Source organism: Exilispira thermophila (assembly GCF_055389015.1).
Genome location: NZ_AP042476.1, coordinates 66,979 through 87,353 on the forward strand (window position 1 = coordinate 66,979; position 20,375 = coordinate 87,353).

Sequence of the window (20,375 nt, forward strand, 5' to 3'; positions counted from 1 at the left end):
CCAATTACAAAAATTTAAATTGTATAGTTAAATTTATAATTAAAATATATAATTAAATTATATAAATCAAAATCATTTTATTTCATTAAAAAAAAGGAAATCATAGCTTTGAATTTTAGTTGATAAAATAAATCAATTATATATAATTGTTTTATATTAAACAATAATGATATTAGGGGATTATATGAAAAAATCAAACATTTTTGTTTTATTATTGTTATTTTTATTGTTTTCAAGTTTACAAATAATAGCACAGGAGTCTGAATTTAATAATAGTTTGTTCTCATTTAATATAGTTCCAAGAATATGGGGAACAGATGTTATTTTCATGTTTGGAGATAATATTACATTATGGGTTGGTGGAGGGTATGAATCTTTTGCTTATTTTAGAGATTCAAGTTTTAATATTGTTCAGGATATATACAATGAGAGTACAAAATTGGAAATGTGGAATGCAGATTTTAAATTAGGTTATAGTGCAATGTTTAACAAATTAAATATTGATACTTTTTTAAAAACCAGAGTAATTTCTTATGATTATTCCTCTGATTCTTTATTTGCATTAAACAATTTAAATGATAGAAATGGAATATTTCAAAATTCAATTTTCTTTGATATTTCATGGACAAATTTATCTTTAGCAGATTCTTTTCTAAAAAAAGGATTTGAGTTAGATAACTCTTTTGAATATGCTTTTTTTAACTATTTGAATAACTTTAAAATATTTTATCCTTTTTTTAGAATTTCAACTTCAATTACACATTATTCTATACTTCTTGATAACCAATTTATTGGGTTAACTTTAAATAATAGATTAATAGTGGATTATCTAAATGGAAATACAGTTCCTGTGGATGCATTAGCAAGAATTGGGGGAATATCAAATCCAGCTGCAATTGGTGGTGCTATAAGGGGAATTCCTTCATATTTTGGTGATGGCTATTTTAAAAGTGTTTTTAATAATGATTTAGAAATTTATTTTAAAAATTTTTTAAAATCTTTTTCTTTTTCTGTTTATGCAGGGATAGTTTTATTTTTTGATATGGGAATAACAGAGGGACATAATAAAAATATTAGTTTTAATTCATTTTTATCTTTAGATAACTTTTATAAAACTGCTGGTATTGGGTTAATTATCCCTATTTTAATTGTAGATTTCAGGATTTATGGAACCTATTTCATAAACAAAAAACTATTTAGTTATCTATTTGAAATTGGTCCACATTTTTAAAATTAAAATTATATTTTTTCTATCATAATATTTCCTGTCATCTCTTCAGGAATGTCATAACCCATAATTTTTAAAATAGTTGGAGAAATATCAGCTAGTTTACAATCTTTTTTTATTCTAATTTTATCTTTTTGCAACTCTTCTCTATTTGAGATAATTGTAAACCACACAGGGTTTGATGTATGTGCAGTTTGAGGTTCCCCTGTAATTGGGTCAACCATAGTTTCTGCATTACCATGATCTGATGTTAAAAAAACAACACCATCTTTTTCTAAAACTTTGTTTACAACTTTTCCAACACACTCGTCAACAACTTTACATGCTTTTACTGCTGCTTCAAAATTTCCAGTGTGACCAACCATATCAGGATTTGCAAAGTTTAGAACTATAAATGAATAAATATTTTTGTCTAAAGCTTTTAACAATTTTTCAGTAACTATATATGCAGACATCTCTGGTTGCAGGTCATATGTTGCAACTTTAGGAGAAGGTACTAAAATTCTATCTTCTCCTTCAAATACAATATCCTGTTGCCCATTGAAGAAAAAAGTAACATGTGCAAATTTTTCAGTTTCAGCAATTCTTAATTGTTTTAAACCCAATTTTGAAATAACTTCACCCATAAGATTTTTTAAAATTTCAAGTGGATATACAACCTCAACTTTTGCCCTTTTTGAATTTTTAACATCTTCATAATATTCTGTTGTACATAAATAGAAAAGATTTCTAATATTTTTTACAGGAATCTGGTTAAAATCATCTTCAACAAATGCTTTAGTTATTTCTCTTGCTCTATCAAACCTGTAATTGAAAAATAAAATAGCGTCATTATCTTTTATTGTTTCAAATCCTTTTATAATGCGAGGTTTAATAAATTCATCATTTTCCCCACAGTTATATGCATCATCAACAGCTTTATAAACATCATCAAAAGCAGGTTTCTCACTTTCCCCTGATGTAAGTAAATTATAAAAAAGTTTTACCCTTTCCCATCTATTATCTCTATCCATAGCATAGTATCTTCCTGTAATAGAAACAATTTTTCCATAGTTTTCTTTTTTTATAAACTCATCAAGAACTTTTATATATATTTTTGTAGATTGAGGAGGAGTATCACGTCCGTCTGATATTACATGGATTAAAATTTTTTCCCCTTTTATTCCATTATATTTTAATGCTTTTAAATAACCAATTAGATGATTAGTATGAGCATGAACACCCTGATCCTGTACCAATCCATATATATGAATTTTACCATTATATTTTTTAATATGTTCAACTAATTTTAGAAGAGGGGTTCTATTTTTTAATTTATCTTCTTCTATATCTTTATTAATTTTAACAAGGTTTTGATAAACAACTCTTCCTGCTCCCATATTGAGGTGGCCAACTTCAGATGACCCCTGATTGCCTTCAGGTAATCCAACCCACAATCCTGAGGCATTGATAAATTCAGTGGGGTAGTTTTTTATATAATGGATATGATTAATTGGATTTGATGCATAAACTGCATTAAATTCTTTCCTTTCACTATATCCCCATCCATCTCTAATTAAAAGTAAATAAGGTTTAATTTTCATCTTACTCTCCAATTTTAAAATATTTTTTATAATTATTTTAATATTATAATTATTTTAACAACTAAGACATTTTAATTTATAATTTAATATTTTAGTCTTTTTTCATTATATAATAAATTAATATTTTAACTATTTTTATATTCCCTTTATCTATTTTATTTTACCAACAATTTATAATAATCTAATTTAAAATAACATAAAAATCAAGATATTAAAAAAATTAAAATAAGTTTTTAAGAAAGAAATCATTTTACAAATTAGAAATATGATTTACAATAAAATTAAGAGAATATTGATGATTGCATAATAATAATCAATATTTGCTAGTAACAAATAATATAATTATTGTTATATGTGAATTAAATGAATATTGTAAGTATTATAGGTTAAAGTTATAAAAATAGATTATTTTTTTTTATTTAATTAATAAATATTTGAGAGGGTAATAGTGGAGAAATTTGAATTTAAACAAAAAAAGAGTTTAGCAACAAAAATTAGTTTAATTTTAAGTTTAATTTTAAGTTTTGCAACTATTGGAATAGGGTTTTTATTTTGGGATTATAGTATAAATACACTTAATAAAAACAATGAAAAAAAAATTGAAGAGAAAAGCATTTTTATAGAATCACTTATTAAAAATTTAGAAAAACAAGGGCTAGAATTGGCTTCCTTTTTCTCAAAACTTCCAGAAGTGCAAAAAGCATATGAAATGGAAGATGAAAAAAAAGGAAGTATGTATCTTAAAAATAAAGTTGAACCTATAATTAATACAATAGTAAAAAATTCAGAAATCAAAATATTGAAAGTTCATTTTCATAAACCTCCAGCCAGAAGTTTTTTAAGGGTTTGGTCTGATAAAAGGTTTGATGATTTGAGCTGGTTTAGATTTACAATTTTAAATGTTTATAAAACTAAAAAACCAATTAGGGCAATAGAAATTGGAAAAGGTGGATTCGCATTACGAGGTATTTCTCCTATATTCGATAATAAAAGAAAATATATAGGTTCAGTTGAAGTTTTTTTTGAGCCATTTGATGTTATAAATATAATCAAAGTTGATAAGCGAAAAGAAAATTTTTTAATATTTATAGATGCAAAATCAGCAGAAAACATTTTTTTCAAAGAAAATATTAATAAATATTTTAAAGAGAAATATGGAAGTGTTTATTTTTCTTCAAGCATAAATAAAAATTCTAAACCTCAGGATGTTGCTGATGAAACTATTTTTGAAAAGGTGAAACAAGACCATTCAATTTATACTATTAGAAAAGGTAATTTATTAATCTCTTATATCCCTCTTGAAGATTTTAATAATAAAGTTGTTGGTTATTTTGTTTATACAGTTGATATTTCAGGTGATTTAAAAGAATTTTATAATTCTCTTATAATTATTATTTTAATATTTATTATATCAATTTTATTAATTATATTCCTGTTAACTTTATTGATGAAAAAATATATTTTTAATCCTTTAAAATTATTTACAAATAAGTTTAGCTTAATTGCAAATGGTAATTTAGATATAAAGGTTGTGGTTAAATCATCAGATGAAATTGGATTTTTGTATTATAATCTAAATAAAACAGTCGAAAAGTTAAGAACTTTAATTGAGGGAATTATCAGTGGTTCAAATGAATTGAAAAATTCTTCGTTTATTCTGGATAAAAAAGTAAAAGAATTAACTCAAGCTTCATATAATATAAATAATTCTATATCAAATACGAAAAATGTATTTAACGATCAAATGGCTTCAGTTACAGAAACATCTGCAGCTATAGAGCAAATGACAAGAAATATAGAAAATTTAACTGAATTAATTAAAACACAAACAAGTGCTGTAAATTCTTCTTCTAAAATTGTTGAAGAAATGATAGAGGGATTTAATGAAATTGTAGAAAAAATTGATAGTACTTCTAATTCTGTTAGTGGTTTGGATGATATATCAAAGATTGGAAAAGGAAAATTAGAAAATGTAAATAAAATAATTTTAAAAATATCTGTTCAATCAAAAAATTTAATTGAAACAAATAAGATGATTGAAAATATATCTTCTAAAACAAATCTTTTAGCAATGAACGCAGCAATTGAAGCTGCCCATGCTGGAGAAGCTGGCAAAGGGTTTGCAGTTGTTGCTGATGAAATAAGAAAACTTGCAGAATTAGCTTCGGAACAATCAAAAGAAATTGGAGAATATTTAAAAGAAATTATAAATTTAGTAAAACAAGCTGTTGAATTTTCTGAAGAATCAAAATTATCTTTTGAAACAATGTTTTATAAAATAAGTGATTTAAAAAATGTAATAACAGAAATTAATAAGCATATGAAAATTCAAAATGAAAATAGTTTAACAATTAGTGATTCATTAAAACAACTAAATGAAATTACACAATCAGTGAAATCTGGGTCTTCTGAAATGAATATTGGATCACAACAAATAATTATATCAATTAAAAATATGGTGAATTTAAATGAAAAAACAAAATTAGAATTAGATAATATCTGGGAAGAATTAAACAAAATTGATGAGATTGTTAAAGAAGTAAATAATGCAACCAATCAAAATAATAATGAAATTAAAATGTTAAATTCACTTACTGGAAAATTTAAAATCAGTAATGAAAAAAATAAATTAAGTAAAATAAATGGTAATGAGAATATAAAAAAAATGATTGATCATAATAAAAATAATAAAAACAATTAATAAAACACGTAATAAATTTAAAATCGAAATACAAAAATTGTAAAAATATATAAATAAAATTAAGAAAATATAATAAAAGTTAAATTATAGATAATATTATTATTATTATATTAGTTCTTTTTTTATATTACTTACTGAGATATTCATAATTTTCTATAATTGTATCAAGAACTAGTTCAGTCATATAATCTACACCCTTAGCAATCTGGGATTTATCACCTCTGTGTGGTGCAAAAATTCTTTTATTATTTTCATATTTAAATAAAAGGTCTGAAATTGTAACAATGCATGCTGATTTTAAATTATATTTAGCTGAAATACCAAATAATGCGTAAGCTTCCATTTCAACAGCTAATGTGTGATAATCAGCAAATTTTTCAACAAGTTTTGTGTCTTCTTCATAAAATGTTTCCGAAGTTAGTATACTACCAGTATGAGCAGGGAATTTTTTTTCTAATGCTTTTTCATATAATTTATAAGATAATGTTAAATCAGGTACAGCTGAAAAAGAAGCTCCATTAAATCTCTGGCTAAAAATTGCATGGGAAGAATGTGCTGAAGTTGCAATAACAATATCTGAAATATTCAGTTCTGGTTGCAACCCACCTGCTGTACCAAGCCTGATTAGAGTTTTTGCACCTAACATATTTAATTCTTCTGCTATAATAGAAAAAGATGGGGTTCCCATTCCAGAAGTTTGTACTGAAATATCATATCCTTTATATTTTCCAGTAAATCCATACATTAATCTATATTCATTATATAGTTTAGGATTTGAAAAGAATTTTTTAGCAATGTACTCAGCTCTCTGAGGATTTCCTGGAACTAGTACAACTTTTGCAATATCTTCAGGTTTTGCCTCAATATGAATTGGTTTTAAAGCCATGTTTACTCCTTTTTTATCAATTTTAACTAACTTTAAAATAAGTTATTTTTTTTAAATTTCCACTAAAATGGTTAAAATTAATTAAAGCATTTAAATAAAATAAATAATTTAAAAACAAGTTGTTACTTTTAAATTGTATAAAAGAATAACAATGAGGTGATATGTATAATTAAATTTGAAATAAAAAAATTGATACCTTATATAATTAAAAGGAAAAATTTTGAATTTTAATTTTTTTTTAATATTTGTATTGACATTTAAGATTAAAGTTTTTATATTAGGTTGTAGCTAGGCAGGAAGCTACAAAATATGATAATTTTTTTAGGAGAAGTGAAGTGAAGATTTATGTAGGAAATTTAAATTATGACACAACAGAAGAAACTTTAAAATCAACTTTTGAAAAGTTTGGTTCTGTTGAAGAAGTTAACATTTTAGAAAGAAGAGGTTTCGGATTTGTTACTATGAATAATGATGAAGAAGCTCAAGCAGCAATTGATGGTTTAAATGATACTGATTTAGATGGTAGAAACATTAAAGTATCAGAAGCTAGACCAAAAAGAAAAAGATACAATAATAGACCAAATAGATATTATTAATTAAAAAAAGACAATATATTTAATAACCTTTGTAAGGTTAGAAATATATTAAAAGCATTATTAACAAAGATATTAATAAAATAAATTTATTTTATATGTTTTCCTGCAAAAAGGGGGGATTTACCTCCCTTTTTTTTATTAAGATAGTGTTAAAAGATAGTACAAGGAGATGCTATGGTTAAGATACTTTTTATATTTCTAGGAGGAGGATTTGGTGCTGTTAGTCGATATTTATTATCAATGTTTATATCACAGTCAACATCAACAAATTTTCCAGCAGGTACAATCTTAGTTAATATTTTTGGATCATTTTTGATTGGTTTATTATGGGAATTTTTTAATTATGAAATACTTTCACCAGAATTAAGAAGCTTTATTTTTATAGGATTTATAGGTGGATTTACTACTTTTTCTACTTATATGCTGGAAACATTTAACCTTATTGCTAATTATGAATATAAATTTGCTATAATTTATTTTTTAATAACTAATATACTTGGTTTTATATTTTTACTTGCAGGAGTGTTTTTAGCAAGATATCTTTTACATATAAGATAAAATAAATTTAATAAAATTGTGAAAATACAATAATTAATAAAATGCTTAGATATAAAATTATGAAAAAATCAAAATATGGGGGTAAATATGAAATTACCAGAAAATTCAATGTTATTGAGGATTTTTTTAGGAGAAAAGGATCATTGTAAAGGAAAACCACTTTATGAAAAAATTGTTTATAAAGCCAGGGAATTAAATATGGCTGGAGCAACTGTTATTAGAGGAATTATGGGATTTGGAGCAAATAGTAGAATCCATACACTAAAGTTGTTATCACTTTCTGAAGACCTACCAATAATTATTGAAATTGTAGATAAAAAAGAAAAAATTGATAGAATATTACCTTTTTTAGAGGAAGTAATTAAAGAAGGTTTAATTACTCTGGAAGAGATAAAAGTTATAAAATATACTCATAATCAAAGCAAAAAATAAAATTGAAATCTTTTATAAATTTGAAAAAACATAATAATAGCTTATAATTAAAATGAATATCAATTTATTAAAATAATTATATAAGATTAATTTCATCATTTCATTATATAGATTTGTTAGTTTGTTAACTTACAAATAAATTATTAAGTAAAAAATTACAATTTTTTTTATTTTTTATAAGTATTACAGATAAAGTTAAATAAATTTTCAATAAAAAAAGAAGTATTTAAAAAATTTTATGTAAAAAATAATATTAAATATTATTTATATTTCAAACAAAACTAAAATTGTACCCAAAAATTATTTGGGGTTCACTAGAAAAAGAGATTCATTTTCTTGAAATAAGAAATAAAAAATAAATTTCTTATCTTAACATAAATAAAAATGGGGGATTATTTTTGATAGAGATTAACGATGGTGTTGTAATAGAAATAATAGAAAAATTTATTAAATTACCTATACTAATATACCAGAAAGAAAATTTTGTTTATGCAAATGAAGAAGCAGTAAGGTTTTTAGGATATTCTAAAGAAGAATTGATTAAGATGAAATTCTGGGATATAGTGCATCCTGAAGATCGAGAAATTGTAAAAAAACGTGGTTTTGAAAGATTAAAAGGTAAAAAAATTGTTTCAGAATATAGGTTCAAAATTTTAACAAAAAGTGGAAAAACTAAATGGATCTATTTTAAAGCTTTGAAAATAAAGTTTAAGGGGGAATTGTCTGTAATTGTATCAGGTGTTGATATAACAAAAGAAATAGTTCAAGAAAATAGTATAAAAGAATCAAAAGAGAAATATAAAAATCTTTTTATTAAATATCAGGAAATTTTAAAGTTAATTCTGGAAATTGATTTTTCTCCTGATAGTGATATAGAATCTTTTTTATCTCAACTTTTAAATACTGGATTTACTTTAATTGAAGAAGCTAAAGCTGGTTCCTGTTTTCTATATAAAGATAATAAAGTTAAATTTATTGATAGTATTGGTCATGATATAAATATTCTTAAAAAATTGTATATTCCAATGTCAGCTTTTGAAAAGGTTGAATGGGGAGTCCAGATACTCAAAAATATTAATAATGAAACAGTAAAAGGTTTAAAAACTGAAAATGATAAACAATTATTTTTAAAATCAATTAAACATGCATATGAATCTTTAACATTTGATTTATATCTTAAAAACATTAAATATTGTGGTTTAACATTTGATATTACTGAAAAGGGGAAACATTTTTCTGAGGAATCTAAAAAGATAATTACAGTTTTTTATAAACTTGCAAATGCACTACTTTCTATTAAACATGCAACCAATGAATTAAAAAATGAAAAATCTCATCTTGAAACAGTATTTGAATCTATAGGGGAAGGAATAATTGTAACTGATAATGACTTAAAAATTAAAAATATGAATTATCAGGCTAATAAAATTACTGGATTTAAACTTCAAGAGATTTATGGTAAAGACATATCTTTAGTTTTTACACTTTTTGATTTTGACACTATTGAACCTATTAAGTTTACAAAAGATAATATAACTAATATAGTAACAGATGAGAAAAAGAAAGCTTTGTTATTAGATAAATTTTCAAAAGAAAAGCCAATTTTGTATAAAGTAAATCAGATAATATCTAAATCTGAGACTTTTAAAAGAGAAGATAAAAAAAATATTTTTGGTTATATTTTTATTTTTGAAGATATTAGTAAAATATTAAATTTAGAGGAACAATTGAGGAAATCTCAAATTAATGAAACTATTGCGAAGTTAGCAGGTGGAATTGCTCATGATTTTAATAATATTTTAGGAGGCATTTTAGGTGCAGCAGAAATAATTAAAGAAAAGGTAAAAGATAATAATGAACTCAAAGATTTTGTAAATTTGATAATTACTTCATCCAATGTAGCAAAAGAAACTACAAAAAAACTTTTAACTTTAACAAAAAAAACTCCACATAGCTTTAAAATTTATGATATTCATGAAATAATAAAAAATTCGTTAAAAATAGCAAAACAAACTTTGAGTAAAAAAATAGAGATAAAGTTTATTCCAGAAGCTAAAAAAGTAAAGGTACTATGTTTTGAGCCAGATTTACAAAATGCTTTATTAAATTTATACATAAATGCTGATGATGCAATGCCTGATGGGGGTACATTAACAATTAAGACTGAAAATTTATACTTTTATAAAAATATTCTTAATTTTAATAAAGATTACAGAAAATATCAAAAGTATTCTTTATCAAACAACACATATGTTAAAATTTCAATAAAAGATACAGGGATAGGAATAGAAAAAGAGATGCTGGATAAAATTTTTACTCCATATTTCACAACAAAAGAAACTGGAAAAGGAACAGGTTTAGGATTAGCTTCAGTTTTAAATATTGTAGAGTCTTTAAAAGGCATCATTACAGTGGATAGTGAGCCAAACAAAGGTACAAAGTTTGAAATACTTTTACCTGTAATTTTAACAAATGAGAAAACTTCATCTAAAATTGAAAAAAGTAAATCAAATGTAAATTCTATTGTTAAAAATATGAAAAATGGATATGCTTTAATAATAGATGATGAAGAGATTATAAGAAAAACAACATCAAAAATGTTACAAATGATTGGATTTAAAACAATAGAATGTAATAATGGTTTGCAGGGGATAAATGATATTAAAAAAAATCTTGATAAAATTAAAGTAGTTTTTCTTGACCTGGTTATGCCAAAACTGGGAGGTAAAGAAACTTTAAGAGAGATAAGAAAAATTAATAAAGAGACTCCAGTTATAATAATGTCTGGATATATAAAAAATGAAAATATTGATGAATTACTTTCAATTGATAATACATTTTTTTTACCTAAACCTTTTTCAAAAGAAGAATTGATAGAAATTATAAACAAAGTATTTTACTGAAAAATTTATAATCAAATTTTTACTAACCAACACTTTTATAATTGATTTATTTCATTTGATTCTCGTTTATTTATTGATTTTTTCAAATTAAAAAAAGTGATTTAAAATTTAAACTAATAGAAAATGTTATAATTTTTTTAAAGAAAATAGCGGGAAACGGGACTCGAACCCGCGACATCCACCTTGGCAAGGTGGAGCTCTACCAACTGAGCTATTCCCGCATAAAAAAAATGGGCGATGCAGGGCTTGAACCTACGACCCTCTGCTTGTAAGGCAGATGCTCTCCCAGCTGAGCTAATCGCCCATTCTTTCTGTGTGAAAAATAAATACCAAATTTAATATCTTTGTCAAGTATAAAATTAAAAAAAATATAAATTTTTATTAAAATAATAATTTATATAAAGCAATAGAGTATGCTAAAAGGTCTGCTGTCCCTCCTGGAGATATTTTGTTTCTAATACAAAATTTATTGATAGAATTAATTTTTTTGTAAATTTTTTTATATTTAAAAAATGAAATGTCTATAATATGTTCACATAATTGGTTATATTTAGTATTTAAATCAGTGTTTTTTTTACCAGCAATATTGGAGTCAAGAATTTGTTTCCCAATATTGCAAAATCCTTTTAAAAAAATTGCTTTTTTATAATTATAAATTTTAGTATATGAAATATTTGAGTTTTTAATAATTTGATTTAAAGAATTCATAAGATTATAAATATATTCTGCTGTATTGAAACAAATTTTATAACCAGAAGCTGCAATTGAAAAAATTTCTCCTTCAATTTTTTGTTTACGCAAAATACTACCATAAGTTAATTTAACTGAATCACCATTTTCTTTTTTAAAAGCTACAATTTTACTTCCAACTATTTTGTTTAAGAAATAAAATAAATTAAGATCAGGGGATTTAAAATTATTTCTTTCATTTTCTAAAAGAATTTTATGAATAGGATTTTCAGATAATAAATCTAATTTTAAATATAAAATGAATGTAATTATAAATATAGAAAAAGAAAAGATAATACCTTTATAAGTATTTACACCATTTGTAAATTTAAAAAGCTTTTTTTCCCAGTAAATTGCTTTTTTTAAAAAATCTTCATAATTATTATTAATAAAGGTATTTATCATTTTTTGTAGTTTATTTTTTATATTATTATTATCATTATTATTATAAATATTATTATCATTATCATTGTCATTGTCATTATCTTTATCTTTATCTTTAACTTTAATTTTAAATTTAAATTTAAATTTAAATTTAAATTTAAGATTTGTTTGCATATTTTTGATATTATTTAATCTGTTTTCAATTATGTTATAATTAATGGATTGTAATTCTTTTCTTAAATAATCATCAACCCTGGTTTCAACAAATGTATAAAATTCTAAAAAGTATTTTTGTAATATTTTTATTGAATCTAGCATTAAGAAAAAATCCATATCATTATGTGAATTTAATTCAATTGGAGTTATAAGACCAGGTTTGGGATGAAGTGATAATTCTATAAATAATGATTGGACCAATGTAAATATTAAATTAGATTTAAAATCAAGATCATTATTCTTTTCATTTTTCATTTTGAATATTAATTTCTTTTTGCAGGTTATTTTCTTTTTTTAAAAAAATTAGCTTTGTGATTCCATATCTTCTTTCATCTAAAACCTTAAAATTAAAATCTGATAAAGGAAGGTCAACTTTTTTATAAATTTGTATAATTATCAAAGTTTTATCATCTAAAACTTTTGATATTTCAAGATATTTTAAAATATCATATTCATATTTTTCAAAATAGGGTGGAGAGAAGAAAATATAATCATATTTTTCAGAATGGTGTTTTAAAAATTTTCTAAAATCAATTGTATAAACTTTTCCATTGGCATTAAGAGTTTTGATATTTTCTTTTATAGTAATTCCTGCAACTTTACTTTTTTCAACAAAAGATACAGTCTTTGCTCCCCTTGATAAAGCTTCCAGACCAACAAGTCCAGATCCTGCAAATATATCTAAAAAAGCACTCCCAATAATTTTATCACCAATAATATCAAATAAAGCTTCTCTTACAACATTTGTAGTTGGTCTAAGGTCAGTTTTTGGTACTTTTAATTTTTTCCCTTTATATTTTCCTGCAATGATTCTCATATTTTCCCTTTTAAAATAAAATTTTAATTAAAATAAAACTTTAATAACAATAAAATTATAATAACAATAAAATTTTAGTTGTACTGATAATAGAATTTTAATAGTAATTTTTTATATTTTAATTCTTGTAAAATATTCTTCCATTTGAGCTTTCCAGTTTCCAAATCCCTTTCTATCACCAATTAAAGCATAAAACTTTTTTATGTCATCCATATTTAAAGGTTGAGGATATTTGTCTCTAAAAGGGGTTCCAGGTAATGGAAGGAAATAGTGTAAATTAAATTTTATTTTACCATTATAGATTTCTGAAATTCTTTTTATATAATTAAAAGTTGTTTTTTTATCTTCACTGGTTTCATAAGGAAGGCCAAAAATTAGATCAATTATTATATTGTAATAATTTACTATAATATCCAATTTTTCATTAAAATATTCAAGGTTATAATTTCTACCTGTCAATTTAAGCAATCTATTTGATGCGGTTTGCAATCCAACTATAATATCTTTATTATCAGAATAATTTGATAATAATTTAATTGTTTCTTTATCAATAAAATTTATAGATATTTCCGAAGGAAAAGATCCTAAAAAAAGTTTTATATCAGAATTTAATGACTTCATTTTTGATAAAAATTTATCAAAAAAGACTATATTTGCCTTTTTGTCTTTATTAAATGCAAATTTTTTTGAAATATATTTATGATCAATTGTATAATTTAACAATTTAACCTTATTAAATATATCTAAATCATTAATGTTATAATAAAAGGATAAAAAATTTGGTGATATAAATCTAAAATAAAATTTACTAAAATTTAAGGAGTATTCTAAATATTTTAATAATATGTATATATTTTTATGTCTTTCATAAAAACCTGAGATAAAAGGTGTTTGACAGAAATAGCATAATCCACTACAACCTCTTGTAATTTCAGATGGATGAAAAAATTGAATTTTTGTTGGAAAAACAGCAGAAATTTGAAAAATTAGATCAACAGGGGTATTACTATTTTTTACGCTATTAAAAATTTGTTCCTCATCCTGTCTTGAAATTTCTATTCCAATATTTTTGTGTTTTTTGATATATAATTTTATAAGAGATAAAATATCATTTAAATCTGTAAAATTTTCTTTTTTATTATTTTTAAGTTTAAAGATGTTTTTTTTGTTATTTATAAATATCCCTTTTAATTGATTTTCTGTTTTTCCAAAGTCTTTTTTGTTTTTATTTATTAAATCCAGAACTTTAAAGAAAAATAATTCCCCTTCACCAACACAAAGGGTGTCAAAATATGGTTTTAAAATATTATAACTTCCAGTAACATCAGCACCTCCTGAAAGAATTATGCTTTCTGGAAAATTTATTTGTAAAAATTTAGATAGTCCTATAAAAAATCTTCTATACCAGGTGGTCCAGGATAAAATAAAAATATTTTGATTCTTTTTATCAACTTTATATTTTACTTCTAAATTATTAAAAAATATATGCAGTTTTTGATTAATTTCGTTGTAATTTATAAGGTTATAAAGTGTTTTTGGTAATTTTATAAGATTTATAGAAAATGGAAATTCTTCAGCAATAGAAATTAAAGGGGATAAAGAGTATTTATTCTCATCTATTACAAAAAAGTTGATTCTTATCATAGAAATAGAGTAATTAAATGAATTAGATTATCAATGATTTTTTTTGTTAATTGTTAAACTAGATAAAATTTTTATTTTTATAAATTTTTATTTTTATAAAAAAGTAGGACTCCATTAAAAGATGGAGTCCTGGAGGGTGGGAATAATTTACAAAATAATGTAAAATAATCTAACCTATTTTTCGGTTAATCTTTGTTTTTGTTAATTAAAAATTTTTAAAAATTTTTAGTATCCTTTAAATATAATAGTTTAAGATTTTTTATATTTTGTATTAAAAATTGATATTATTTTAATAATCAATAATAACGATTTCAACTCTTCTATTCTTTTTTCTATTTTCTTCTGTATCATTTGGATAAGCAGGATTGGATTCACCATATCCTACAAAACTGGAGGTTGCTTCATCAATATAATGCTTAGTAAGTAAATAATTGTAAACATTGTAAGCACGCATTTTTGATAGATTTAAATTATATTGTTCACTCCCTATATTATCAGTATATCCTTCAATAACTATTTGATACCCAGGAAAATATTTATTTATCAGCTGTCCAATTGTATCAAGTTTTTCAAGTTCTTCTGGATTAAGTTTTGATGAGTCAAAATCAAAGAATATTTCCCCAAGTTCAAAAACAATCCCTTTTTTAGTATTTTTTACTTCAACATCTTTTATATTTTCAGGTAATGATTTTTTTATATCATTTACAATTTTTTCTTTTTTGCTTTCATTTAGTTTTTTTATTACTTCCATTTTACCTGAACCTGTTCCTTCAAAACTAAATCTTGTTCCATCCAGCATAATAAGATAAAGGTTAAATTTCTGGATAAAAGAAGCTACATGATGTTCTTCTTTATCCCAGTAATAAGTAATAGAAACATTTCCTGTAAACATTTGAGGATTGTTTTCATCATATTTTCTAAAATTTTCTTTTTCAAAAGGATACATCATAGTATAATGAGCTTCAATAACAGCATAAATTTTACCATCTTTTTCTTCATCTTTTATATATTTATATGAAATATTTATTGGTATTTTTATATGTAAACCTTTAATTGAGAAGTTTGAAAAATCCTGCATCTCTTCTCCATTACCTGTCCATGTATCACCAATTTCAACTTCTTTTTCTGGAAATGTAGGTGATGACCTTAATGTTGGATAAAGATATTTATCTTCAATAATCATTTGACCATTTTGTAATTGTTTAAATTGAACCTGTTGATAATCAAAAAGATTTTTTTCATTATTATTTATCTCATAGAAAAAATATTTTCCCTTGATGTAGTAGAAATCATCCTCTACCTTATAAATGTAAAGTTTTGCAAGATTTTCAACATCCCATTTTTTAGCAAATTTATCATTTACATAGATATTCTCAGAAAATGTTCCAGAAATCATTATTATATCATCTTTATTAAAAGAAAATTTAAAACTAAAAAATAAGGGTATAGTAGAAATTAAAACAAGTATTAATAAGATTTTTTTATAATTATTTAATTTTATTTTCATTTTTATTCCCCTGAATTTTATAAATTTTAAACTATTTATTTTATTATAATATATTTTAAAAATAATTCTTTTTATAATTTGATTTTATATTTAAATTATTTTTTACCTTTTTACATAAAATTATTAATCCTATTTTTTATATACTTTTATTTATATCATCTTTTCATTATTGTAGTTAAATTGAAAATTATAGTTATACAAAATAATCTTTGAAATTATTTTTATTAAAAGGAAAATTTTAAAGTGAAATTTAAAAATGTTTTTAGAAATAAAGTTCACTTTTATATCCAGTAAAAAAGGATTATATTATATTCATTTTTGTAAATAAAGTTATAAAAATGAACTTGTTTTTAAATATTTAGCCTGTAAAGGATAAGGATGAGTTCCCGGGCAAGTTTCATGATAGCATGGTTGATATAGTCATCATCATTAATGGCTTTTTGTAACCAATGAATTTTTTCTGTCTTGTTCATACAACATCCTTGTTATATATTTTTGTAATGGAAAATCCTATAATTGCCCTCCATGGCAATTATTATTAAAGCATCAATTCTAAATTTAGAGAATTGATAAATTTTATTTTTAGAGATAAAAATATTTGCTACTTTTTTTATTCTATTTATTTTCTTTTTATTTATTTTTTCAAAAACTTTAAATTTATCTTTCCCCCCTTTTACTTCAAAAAATATAAGATAGTCATCTTTAGTTCCAATCAAATCAATTTCACCATATTTTGTATAAAAATTATTACATATTATCTTATATTTTTTTTGTAAAAGATAGGAAATAGCAATTTGTTCAAAATATTTACCTTTATCTCTTTTGTTTCTGTTCATTTTTTTTTCGGATAATTTTCTTTTTCCTAAATTATATATTTAAAAGTTTGTAATTTTGTTAAAAAAAGTTATAAAAGATTTTAGATGAAAAAAACAAGTTTAAATAAAAAAGAATATATTTTATTTAGTATTCTATTTATAATAAGTTTGTTACTTAGTTTTTATATTTTTATACCTGAAAAAATATTTCCTTTATTAATTATAGACAATAATTTGTTCAAAAAAGTTCCAATAATTTATATAAATAGTTCTTTTTTTAATGATTATTCTTATAAAAAACCTAATAATAAGTTGAATGTTAATTATGATAGAAAAGATAATAATTATAAAAATGGTAAAAATGAACAGATTTTTTTTAATCCCTATTTTGTAAATTATGATATTATTTTTAACAAAAATACTCTTTATGAGTCAAATTTAAATAAAATAAAGTTTGATGAAATTAATAGTAAATCAATAATTAAAAACAATACAAAACAAACAGTTAGCAAAAACAATATTAAACAAACAATAGTTAAAAATAATACAAAAAAAACTGTAAATAAAAGCAACATAAAACAAACAAAAAGTAAAAACAATATAAAACCAGAAATAGTAAAGTTTAATTTTATCCCTGAATCATTTGATAATATAGTAATTATAAATAAAAAAAATATAGATAATGAAATAAATGAACTTAGTATTTTAAGTAGAAGAGATGAAATTAGTAAAATAAATAAGAATTATAATTTTTTAAATGATAATTACAATTTTTATAAATACTATTTTTATAAAGGAAAATATGAATCAGTAAATTTAATTAAGACTCATTTTATTTTTGAAAATATAAGCTCAAATTTTAAATTATATCATCGTATAAAAAGGGCATATCTTGAAAGAAAATGTACTTATATCTTTTTAAATGAGAACATAACAAATAGCTTTTATAAAAAAATTCTTAATCTTAAAAACTTTCCAGTTAATTATAATTACTCTATTAATATGATCTTTTCATATGTTTTTTTGTTTTTTTTACTTTATTTTTTTGTAAGAAACCTAAAATTTATTATAGATTATATTAAAATAAATTGGAGTAAAATTTTTGAAAATAGTAATAGAATAAATATTTTAAAGTATTTTAATTTAATATTTCTAGTATTTATTTTAATAATTTTATTTAATTTTTTTTATAGTTTATTCTATAATAATTGTTCAAAAGCAGTATTTTATTTTTATCAGTTCTTTTTAAATATAATTTTATTTTTTTTGTTTTTTAATACTTTATTTAATTATATTTTATTTACAATTGGAAAAATAAATTTTACAATTTTCGTTATAAATACATTTTTAACTGGCTTTACAATTCATTTTATACCACAATTAGATGAATATTCTTTCCTGTTTTTGAAAAACCACCTGGTTATATTTTATTATTTTTCCCCATTTTTATTTTTAGTGATAATATTTTGTTTTATAGAAATTAAACCTTATTTATTTAATTCATTACATTTTAACAAAAAATTTTCCTTTAATAAAATTTCTTATTATTTTCCAGTTGTTTTTAATAATTTAAAAAATAATAAAAAATTAATTATTCAATTTACTCTAATAATATTTATCATTTTGGTGTTTTTCTTCAGGTTATTTTTTGATAGACCTTTTCCATTAGAAATGAGTATAAGAGATTTTTTAGAAAAAATATTTTTTATCAGGCCAAGATTTAAAGAGATAATTTTTTATCCATTTTTATTTTATTTTGTTTTAGTTAATAGTTCTAATTATATTAAGAATAGTATCAATGAAAATGTTATTAATTTATTTAAAAAGGAATTTTTTTTAATTTTTTTGGGTTATTTTCCCGTTATAAGTTTTTTAAATTCAAGCTACCACTTCCATACTCCATTTTATATAACCATTTATAGAAGTGCAATACCATTTGCTTTTTATATAATATTAATTTATATTTTTAAAGTTTTTGTTAAAAAGAAATTTTTTACAAAGAAAATTAAATATAATGAGTCATAAAATAGTTAATATTTTTTTCACCAAAAAAATAAAAAAAATAATTTAAACTTTTTGAGTTATTTATTAATCCTTTTAATAAGATATTGAAATGTAATCTTGAACTCATTATAATATTAATATTGTTATCATTGTTATAATCATTGTATTGATAATTATTAAAGTTAATGTAATAATTGTTATAATCAATATTATTATTGTTATTTTTTTTGATCTTAATATTGTTATCAGTAAAATTATAATCACTATAATGATTAAAGTTATAATTTTTGTTTTCTTTTAAGCCATTAAATTGATTAATATGGTAAATTATTTTATAGGAGTTATTATTTCTATTATTAATGATATTGTAACTATGATTTAATATATCTATATTTGAAAATAATTCATAAAAATTATTTTTATTAATGCATAAATAATTCTTAAATTCAAAACAATTTATAATATTGTTATATTCATGATTATTAAAAACTTTTTCTATTTTTTTAATGATTAATGGTTCTAAAATCTCTTTTTTGTTATATTCGTTAATATCAGTATAAACAATTGTTGTATTAATATTCAATTTAATTTTTTTCAATGAAAAATTTTTCAATTGGAAATACTGTAGATTTTTATTATTTAGTTTATTATCATATAAAGAAATTTTATTTTCTATTTGGGAATAAAAATTTTTAAGAAAATGTTTTAATAAAATTTCAATTGTTTTAAAGTCATTATTATAATTATGATTGATTGATACAATTAAGTTGAGATTTACTGGGTTGTTTAATTTTTCAATTTTAAAATTTTGAAACTGATTTTTAAATTTGTATTCAGTATTAGTTATAAAAGAAATGTTATCAATTTTATGTATTAAAAATGTTTTAGATAAATTTATAGGCTTATTATTTATCGACTTATTATTTTTTATAAAAAAAAGGTCAACAGGATCCTTTTTTAAAATTATTATTTTAGAAATATCTTTTAAAGTATTATAAGAAAAATTATCCCTTACCCAGCAAAAATCAAGTTTTATAATCTTTATAAGATATTTTGAAAATCTGTTTTTTAAAGATTCAATTGATGTTGATATCAAAATAACTTTTTTTCTAAAAATATTTGAAATTTTAATAATAACAAAATAAAATAAAAATGATTTAAATGAAGAGATATCCTGGAAAACTCCACCATAAATAAAAATTTTTTGAGATTTTAAAATTTTTATTATAATTTCAAAAATGTTATATTTACTTTTAATTTTTATAATATTGAAATTAGAATTAAGGTGATTATATAAAAAATTTGATAAAAGGATATCTCCTAGGTTCTGGATATAACCAATAAGCAAAATATTTTTTTTCACAATAGATCC

Annotated in this window: 16 protein-coding genes and 2 tRNA genes; 7 read left to right on the plus strand and 11 right to left on the minus strand. The window is 21.9% G+C overall.

Going from position 1 to position 20,375, the window contains the following annotated elements; all coding sequences use genetic code 11:
* Positions 1-184 precede the first annotated feature (184 nt).
* Positions 185-1,231 (plus strand): hypothetical protein, encoded by a 1,047-nt coding sequence (locus tag ACZ5EC_RS00310; RefSeq protein WP_464302978.1) that lies wholly within the window; start codon positions 185-187, stop codon positions 1,229-1,231.
* 8 nt (positions 1,232-1,239) lie between these two features.
* Here the strand turns inward: ACZ5EC_RS00310 and gpmI are convergent, their stop codons facing one another.
* The gene (gene gpmI, locus ACZ5EC_RS00315) at positions 1,240-2,811 is read right to left on the minus strand and encodes a 2,3-bisphosphoglycerate-independent phosphoglycerate mutase (RefSeq protein ID WP_464302979.1); all 1,572 of its coding nucleotides are present in this window, start codon (positions 2,809-2,811) and stop codon (positions 1,240-1,242) included.
* Between the two features lie 448 nt (positions 2,812-3,259).
* On the opposite strand from gpmI, the gene ACZ5EC_RS00320 reads away from it, so the two are divergent.
* Positions 3,260-5,512 carry a methyl-accepting chemotaxis protein gene (locus ACZ5EC_RS00320; RefSeq protein WP_464302980.1) on the plus strand — a complete coding sequence of 751 codons (2,253 nt, stop codon included), beginning with the start codon at positions 3,260-3,262 and terminating at the stop codon, positions 5,510-5,512.
* 127 nt (positions 5,513-5,639) lie between these two features.
* Here ACZ5EC_RS00320 and ACZ5EC_RS00325 read toward each other — a convergent pair whose 3' ends face one another.
* Entirely contained in the window at positions 5,640-6,398 is a 759-nt protein-coding gene (locus ACZ5EC_RS00325) for a phosphorylase family protein (protein ID WP_464302981.1), read from the minus strand.
* 335 nt (positions 6,399-6,733) lie between these two features.
* Here ACZ5EC_RS00325 and ACZ5EC_RS00330 point away from each other — a divergent pair, with 335 nt between their 5' ends.
* The 4 genes from ACZ5EC_RS00330 (at position 6,734) to ACZ5EC_RS00345 (ending at position 10,887) form a co-directional block, all read left to right on the plus strand.
* Positions 6,734-6,994 carry an RNA recognition motif domain-containing protein gene (locus ACZ5EC_RS00330; protein WP_464302982.1) on the plus strand — a complete coding sequence of 87 codons (261 nt, stop codon included), beginning with the start codon at positions 6,734-6,736 and terminating at the stop codon, positions 6,992-6,994.
* Between the two features lie 174 nt (positions 6,995-7,168).
* Positions 7,169-7,552 carry a fluoride efflux transporter CrcB gene (gene crcB, locus ACZ5EC_RS00335; protein WP_464302983.1) on the plus strand — a complete coding sequence of 128 codons (384 nt, stop codon included), beginning with the start codon at positions 7,169-7,171 and terminating at the stop codon, positions 7,550-7,552.
* Between the two features lie 87 nt (positions 7,553-7,639).
* A complete protein-coding gene (locus ACZ5EC_RS00340; protein WP_464302984.1) occupies positions 7,640-7,984 on the plus strand; it encodes a DUF190 domain-containing protein in 345 nt (114 codons plus the stop codon).
* A 398-nt stretch (positions 7,985-8,382) separates the two neighbouring features.
* Positions 8,383-10,887, plus strand: coding sequence for a hybrid sensor histidine kinase/response regulator (locus ACZ5EC_RS00345; protein WP_464302985.1), 2,505 nt, complete (start codon positions 8,383-8,385; stop codon positions 10,885-10,887).
* A 148-nt stretch (positions 10,888-11,035) separates the two neighbouring features.
* On the opposite strand, the gene ACZ5EC_RS00350 is transcribed toward ACZ5EC_RS00345, so the two are convergent.
* From ACZ5EC_RS00350 to ACZ5EC_RS00385, 8 genes are all read right to left on the minus strand, one after another.
* Positions 11,036-11,108: transfer RNA gene (locus tag ACZ5EC_RS00350), tRNA-Gly, on the minus strand.
* A 10-nt stretch (positions 11,109-11,118) separates the two neighbouring features.
* Positions 11,119-11,191, minus strand: a tRNA-Val gene (locus tag ACZ5EC_RS00355).
* 77 nt (positions 11,192-11,268) lie between these two features.
* A complete protein-coding gene (locus ACZ5EC_RS00360) occupies positions 11,269-12,471 on the minus strand; it encodes a triphosphoribosyl-dephospho-CoA synthase (protein WP_464302986.1) in 1,203 nt (400 codons plus the stop codon).
* Complete coding sequence (gene rsmD, locus ACZ5EC_RS00365; RefSeq protein WP_464302987.1) at positions 12,461-13,033, minus strand: 16S rRNA (guanine(966)-N(2))-methyltransferase RsmD; 573 nt, start codon at positions 13,031-13,033, stop codon at positions 12,461-12,463. Before rsmD ends, ACZ5EC_RS00360 begins: the two co-directional genes overlap by 11 nt.
* A 111-nt stretch (positions 13,034-13,144) precedes the next feature.
* A complete protein-coding gene (locus ACZ5EC_RS00370) occupies positions 13,145-14,677 on the minus strand; it encodes a radical SAM protein (protein WP_464302988.1) in 1,533 nt (510 codons plus the stop codon).
* 289 nt (positions 14,678-14,966) lie between these two features.
* Complete coding sequence (locus tag ACZ5EC_RS00375; RefSeq protein WP_464302989.1) at positions 14,967-16,184, minus strand: OmpA family protein; 1,218 nt, start codon at positions 16,182-16,184, stop codon at positions 14,967-14,969.
* Between the two features lie 350 nt (positions 16,185-16,534).
* On the minus strand, positions 16,535-16,657 hold the full coding sequence (locus ACZ5EC_RS00380; RefSeq protein ID WP_464302990.1) for a hypothetical protein: 123 nt from the start codon (positions 16,655-16,657) through the stop codon (positions 16,535-16,537).
* Positions 16,658-16,669: 12 nt separating this feature from the next.
* Positions 16,670-17,020: a YraN family protein gene (locus tag ACZ5EC_RS00385; protein WP_464302991.1), complete on the minus strand. Its 351-nt coding sequence runs from the start codon at positions 17,018-17,020 to the stop codon at positions 16,670-16,672.
* Between the two features lie 84 nt (positions 17,021-17,104).
* On the opposite strand from ACZ5EC_RS00385, the gene ACZ5EC_RS00390 reads away from it, so the two are divergent.
* A complete protein-coding gene (locus tag ACZ5EC_RS00390; RefSeq protein WP_464302992.1) occupies positions 17,105-19,024 on the plus strand; it encodes a DUF5693 family protein in 1,920 nt (639 codons plus the stop codon).
* On the opposite strand, the gene ACZ5EC_RS00395 is transcribed toward ACZ5EC_RS00390, so the two are convergent.
* Positions 19,005-20,366: a hypothetical protein gene (locus tag ACZ5EC_RS00395; RefSeq protein WP_464302993.1), complete on the minus strand. Its 1,362-nt coding sequence runs from the start codon at positions 20,364-20,366 to the stop codon at positions 19,005-19,007. The genes ACZ5EC_RS00390 and ACZ5EC_RS00395 overlap by 20 nt on opposite strands.
* Between the last annotated feature and the right edge of the window lie 9 nt (positions 20,367-20,375).

Coding starts and splice junctions, on each gene's coding strand:
- ACZ5EC_RS00310 (WP_464302978.1), top strand. CDS start 185: ATGAAAAAATCAAACATTTTTGTTTTATTATTGTTATTTTTATTGTTT.
- crcB (WP_464302983.1), top strand. CDS start 7,169: ATGGTTAAGATACTTTTTATATTTCTAGGAGGAGGATTTGGTGCTGTT.
- gpmI (WP_464302979.1), bottom strand. CDS start 2,811: ATGAAAATTAAACCTTATTTACTTTTAATTAGAGATGGATGGGGATAT.
- rsmD (WP_464302987.1), bottom strand. CDS start 13,033: ATGAGAATCATTGCAGGAAAATATAAAGGGAAAAAATTAAAAGTACCA.
- ACZ5EC_RS00325 (WP_464302981.1), bottom strand. CDS start 6,398: ATGGCTTTAAAACCAATTCATATTGAGGCAAAACCTGAAGATATTGCA.
- ACZ5EC_RS00375 (WP_464302989.1), bottom strand. CDS start 16,184: ATGAAAATAAAATTAAATAATTATAAAAAAATCTTATTAATACTTGTT.
- ACZ5EC_RS00340 (WP_464302984.1), top strand. CDS start 7,640: ATGAAATTACCAGAAAATTCAATGTTATTGAGGATTTTTTTAGGAGAA.
- ACZ5EC_RS00370 (WP_464302988.1), bottom strand. CDS start 14,677: ATGATAAGAATCAACTTTTTTGTAATAGATGAGAATAAATACTCTTTA.
- ACZ5EC_RS00380 (WP_464302990.1), bottom strand. CDS start 16,657: ATGAACAAGACAGAAAAAATTCATTGGTTACAAAAAGCCATTAATGAT.
- ACZ5EC_RS00385 (WP_464302991.1), bottom strand. CDS start 17,020: ATGAACAGAAACAAAAGAGATAAAGGTAAATATTTTGAACAAATTGCT.
- ACZ5EC_RS00390 (WP_464302992.1), top strand. CDS start 17,105: ATGAAAAAAACAAGTTTAAATAAAAAAGAATATATTTTATTTAGTATT.
- ACZ5EC_RS00360 (WP_464302986.1), bottom strand. CDS start 12,471: ATGAAAAATGAAAAGAATAATGATCTTGATTTTAAATCTAATTTAATA.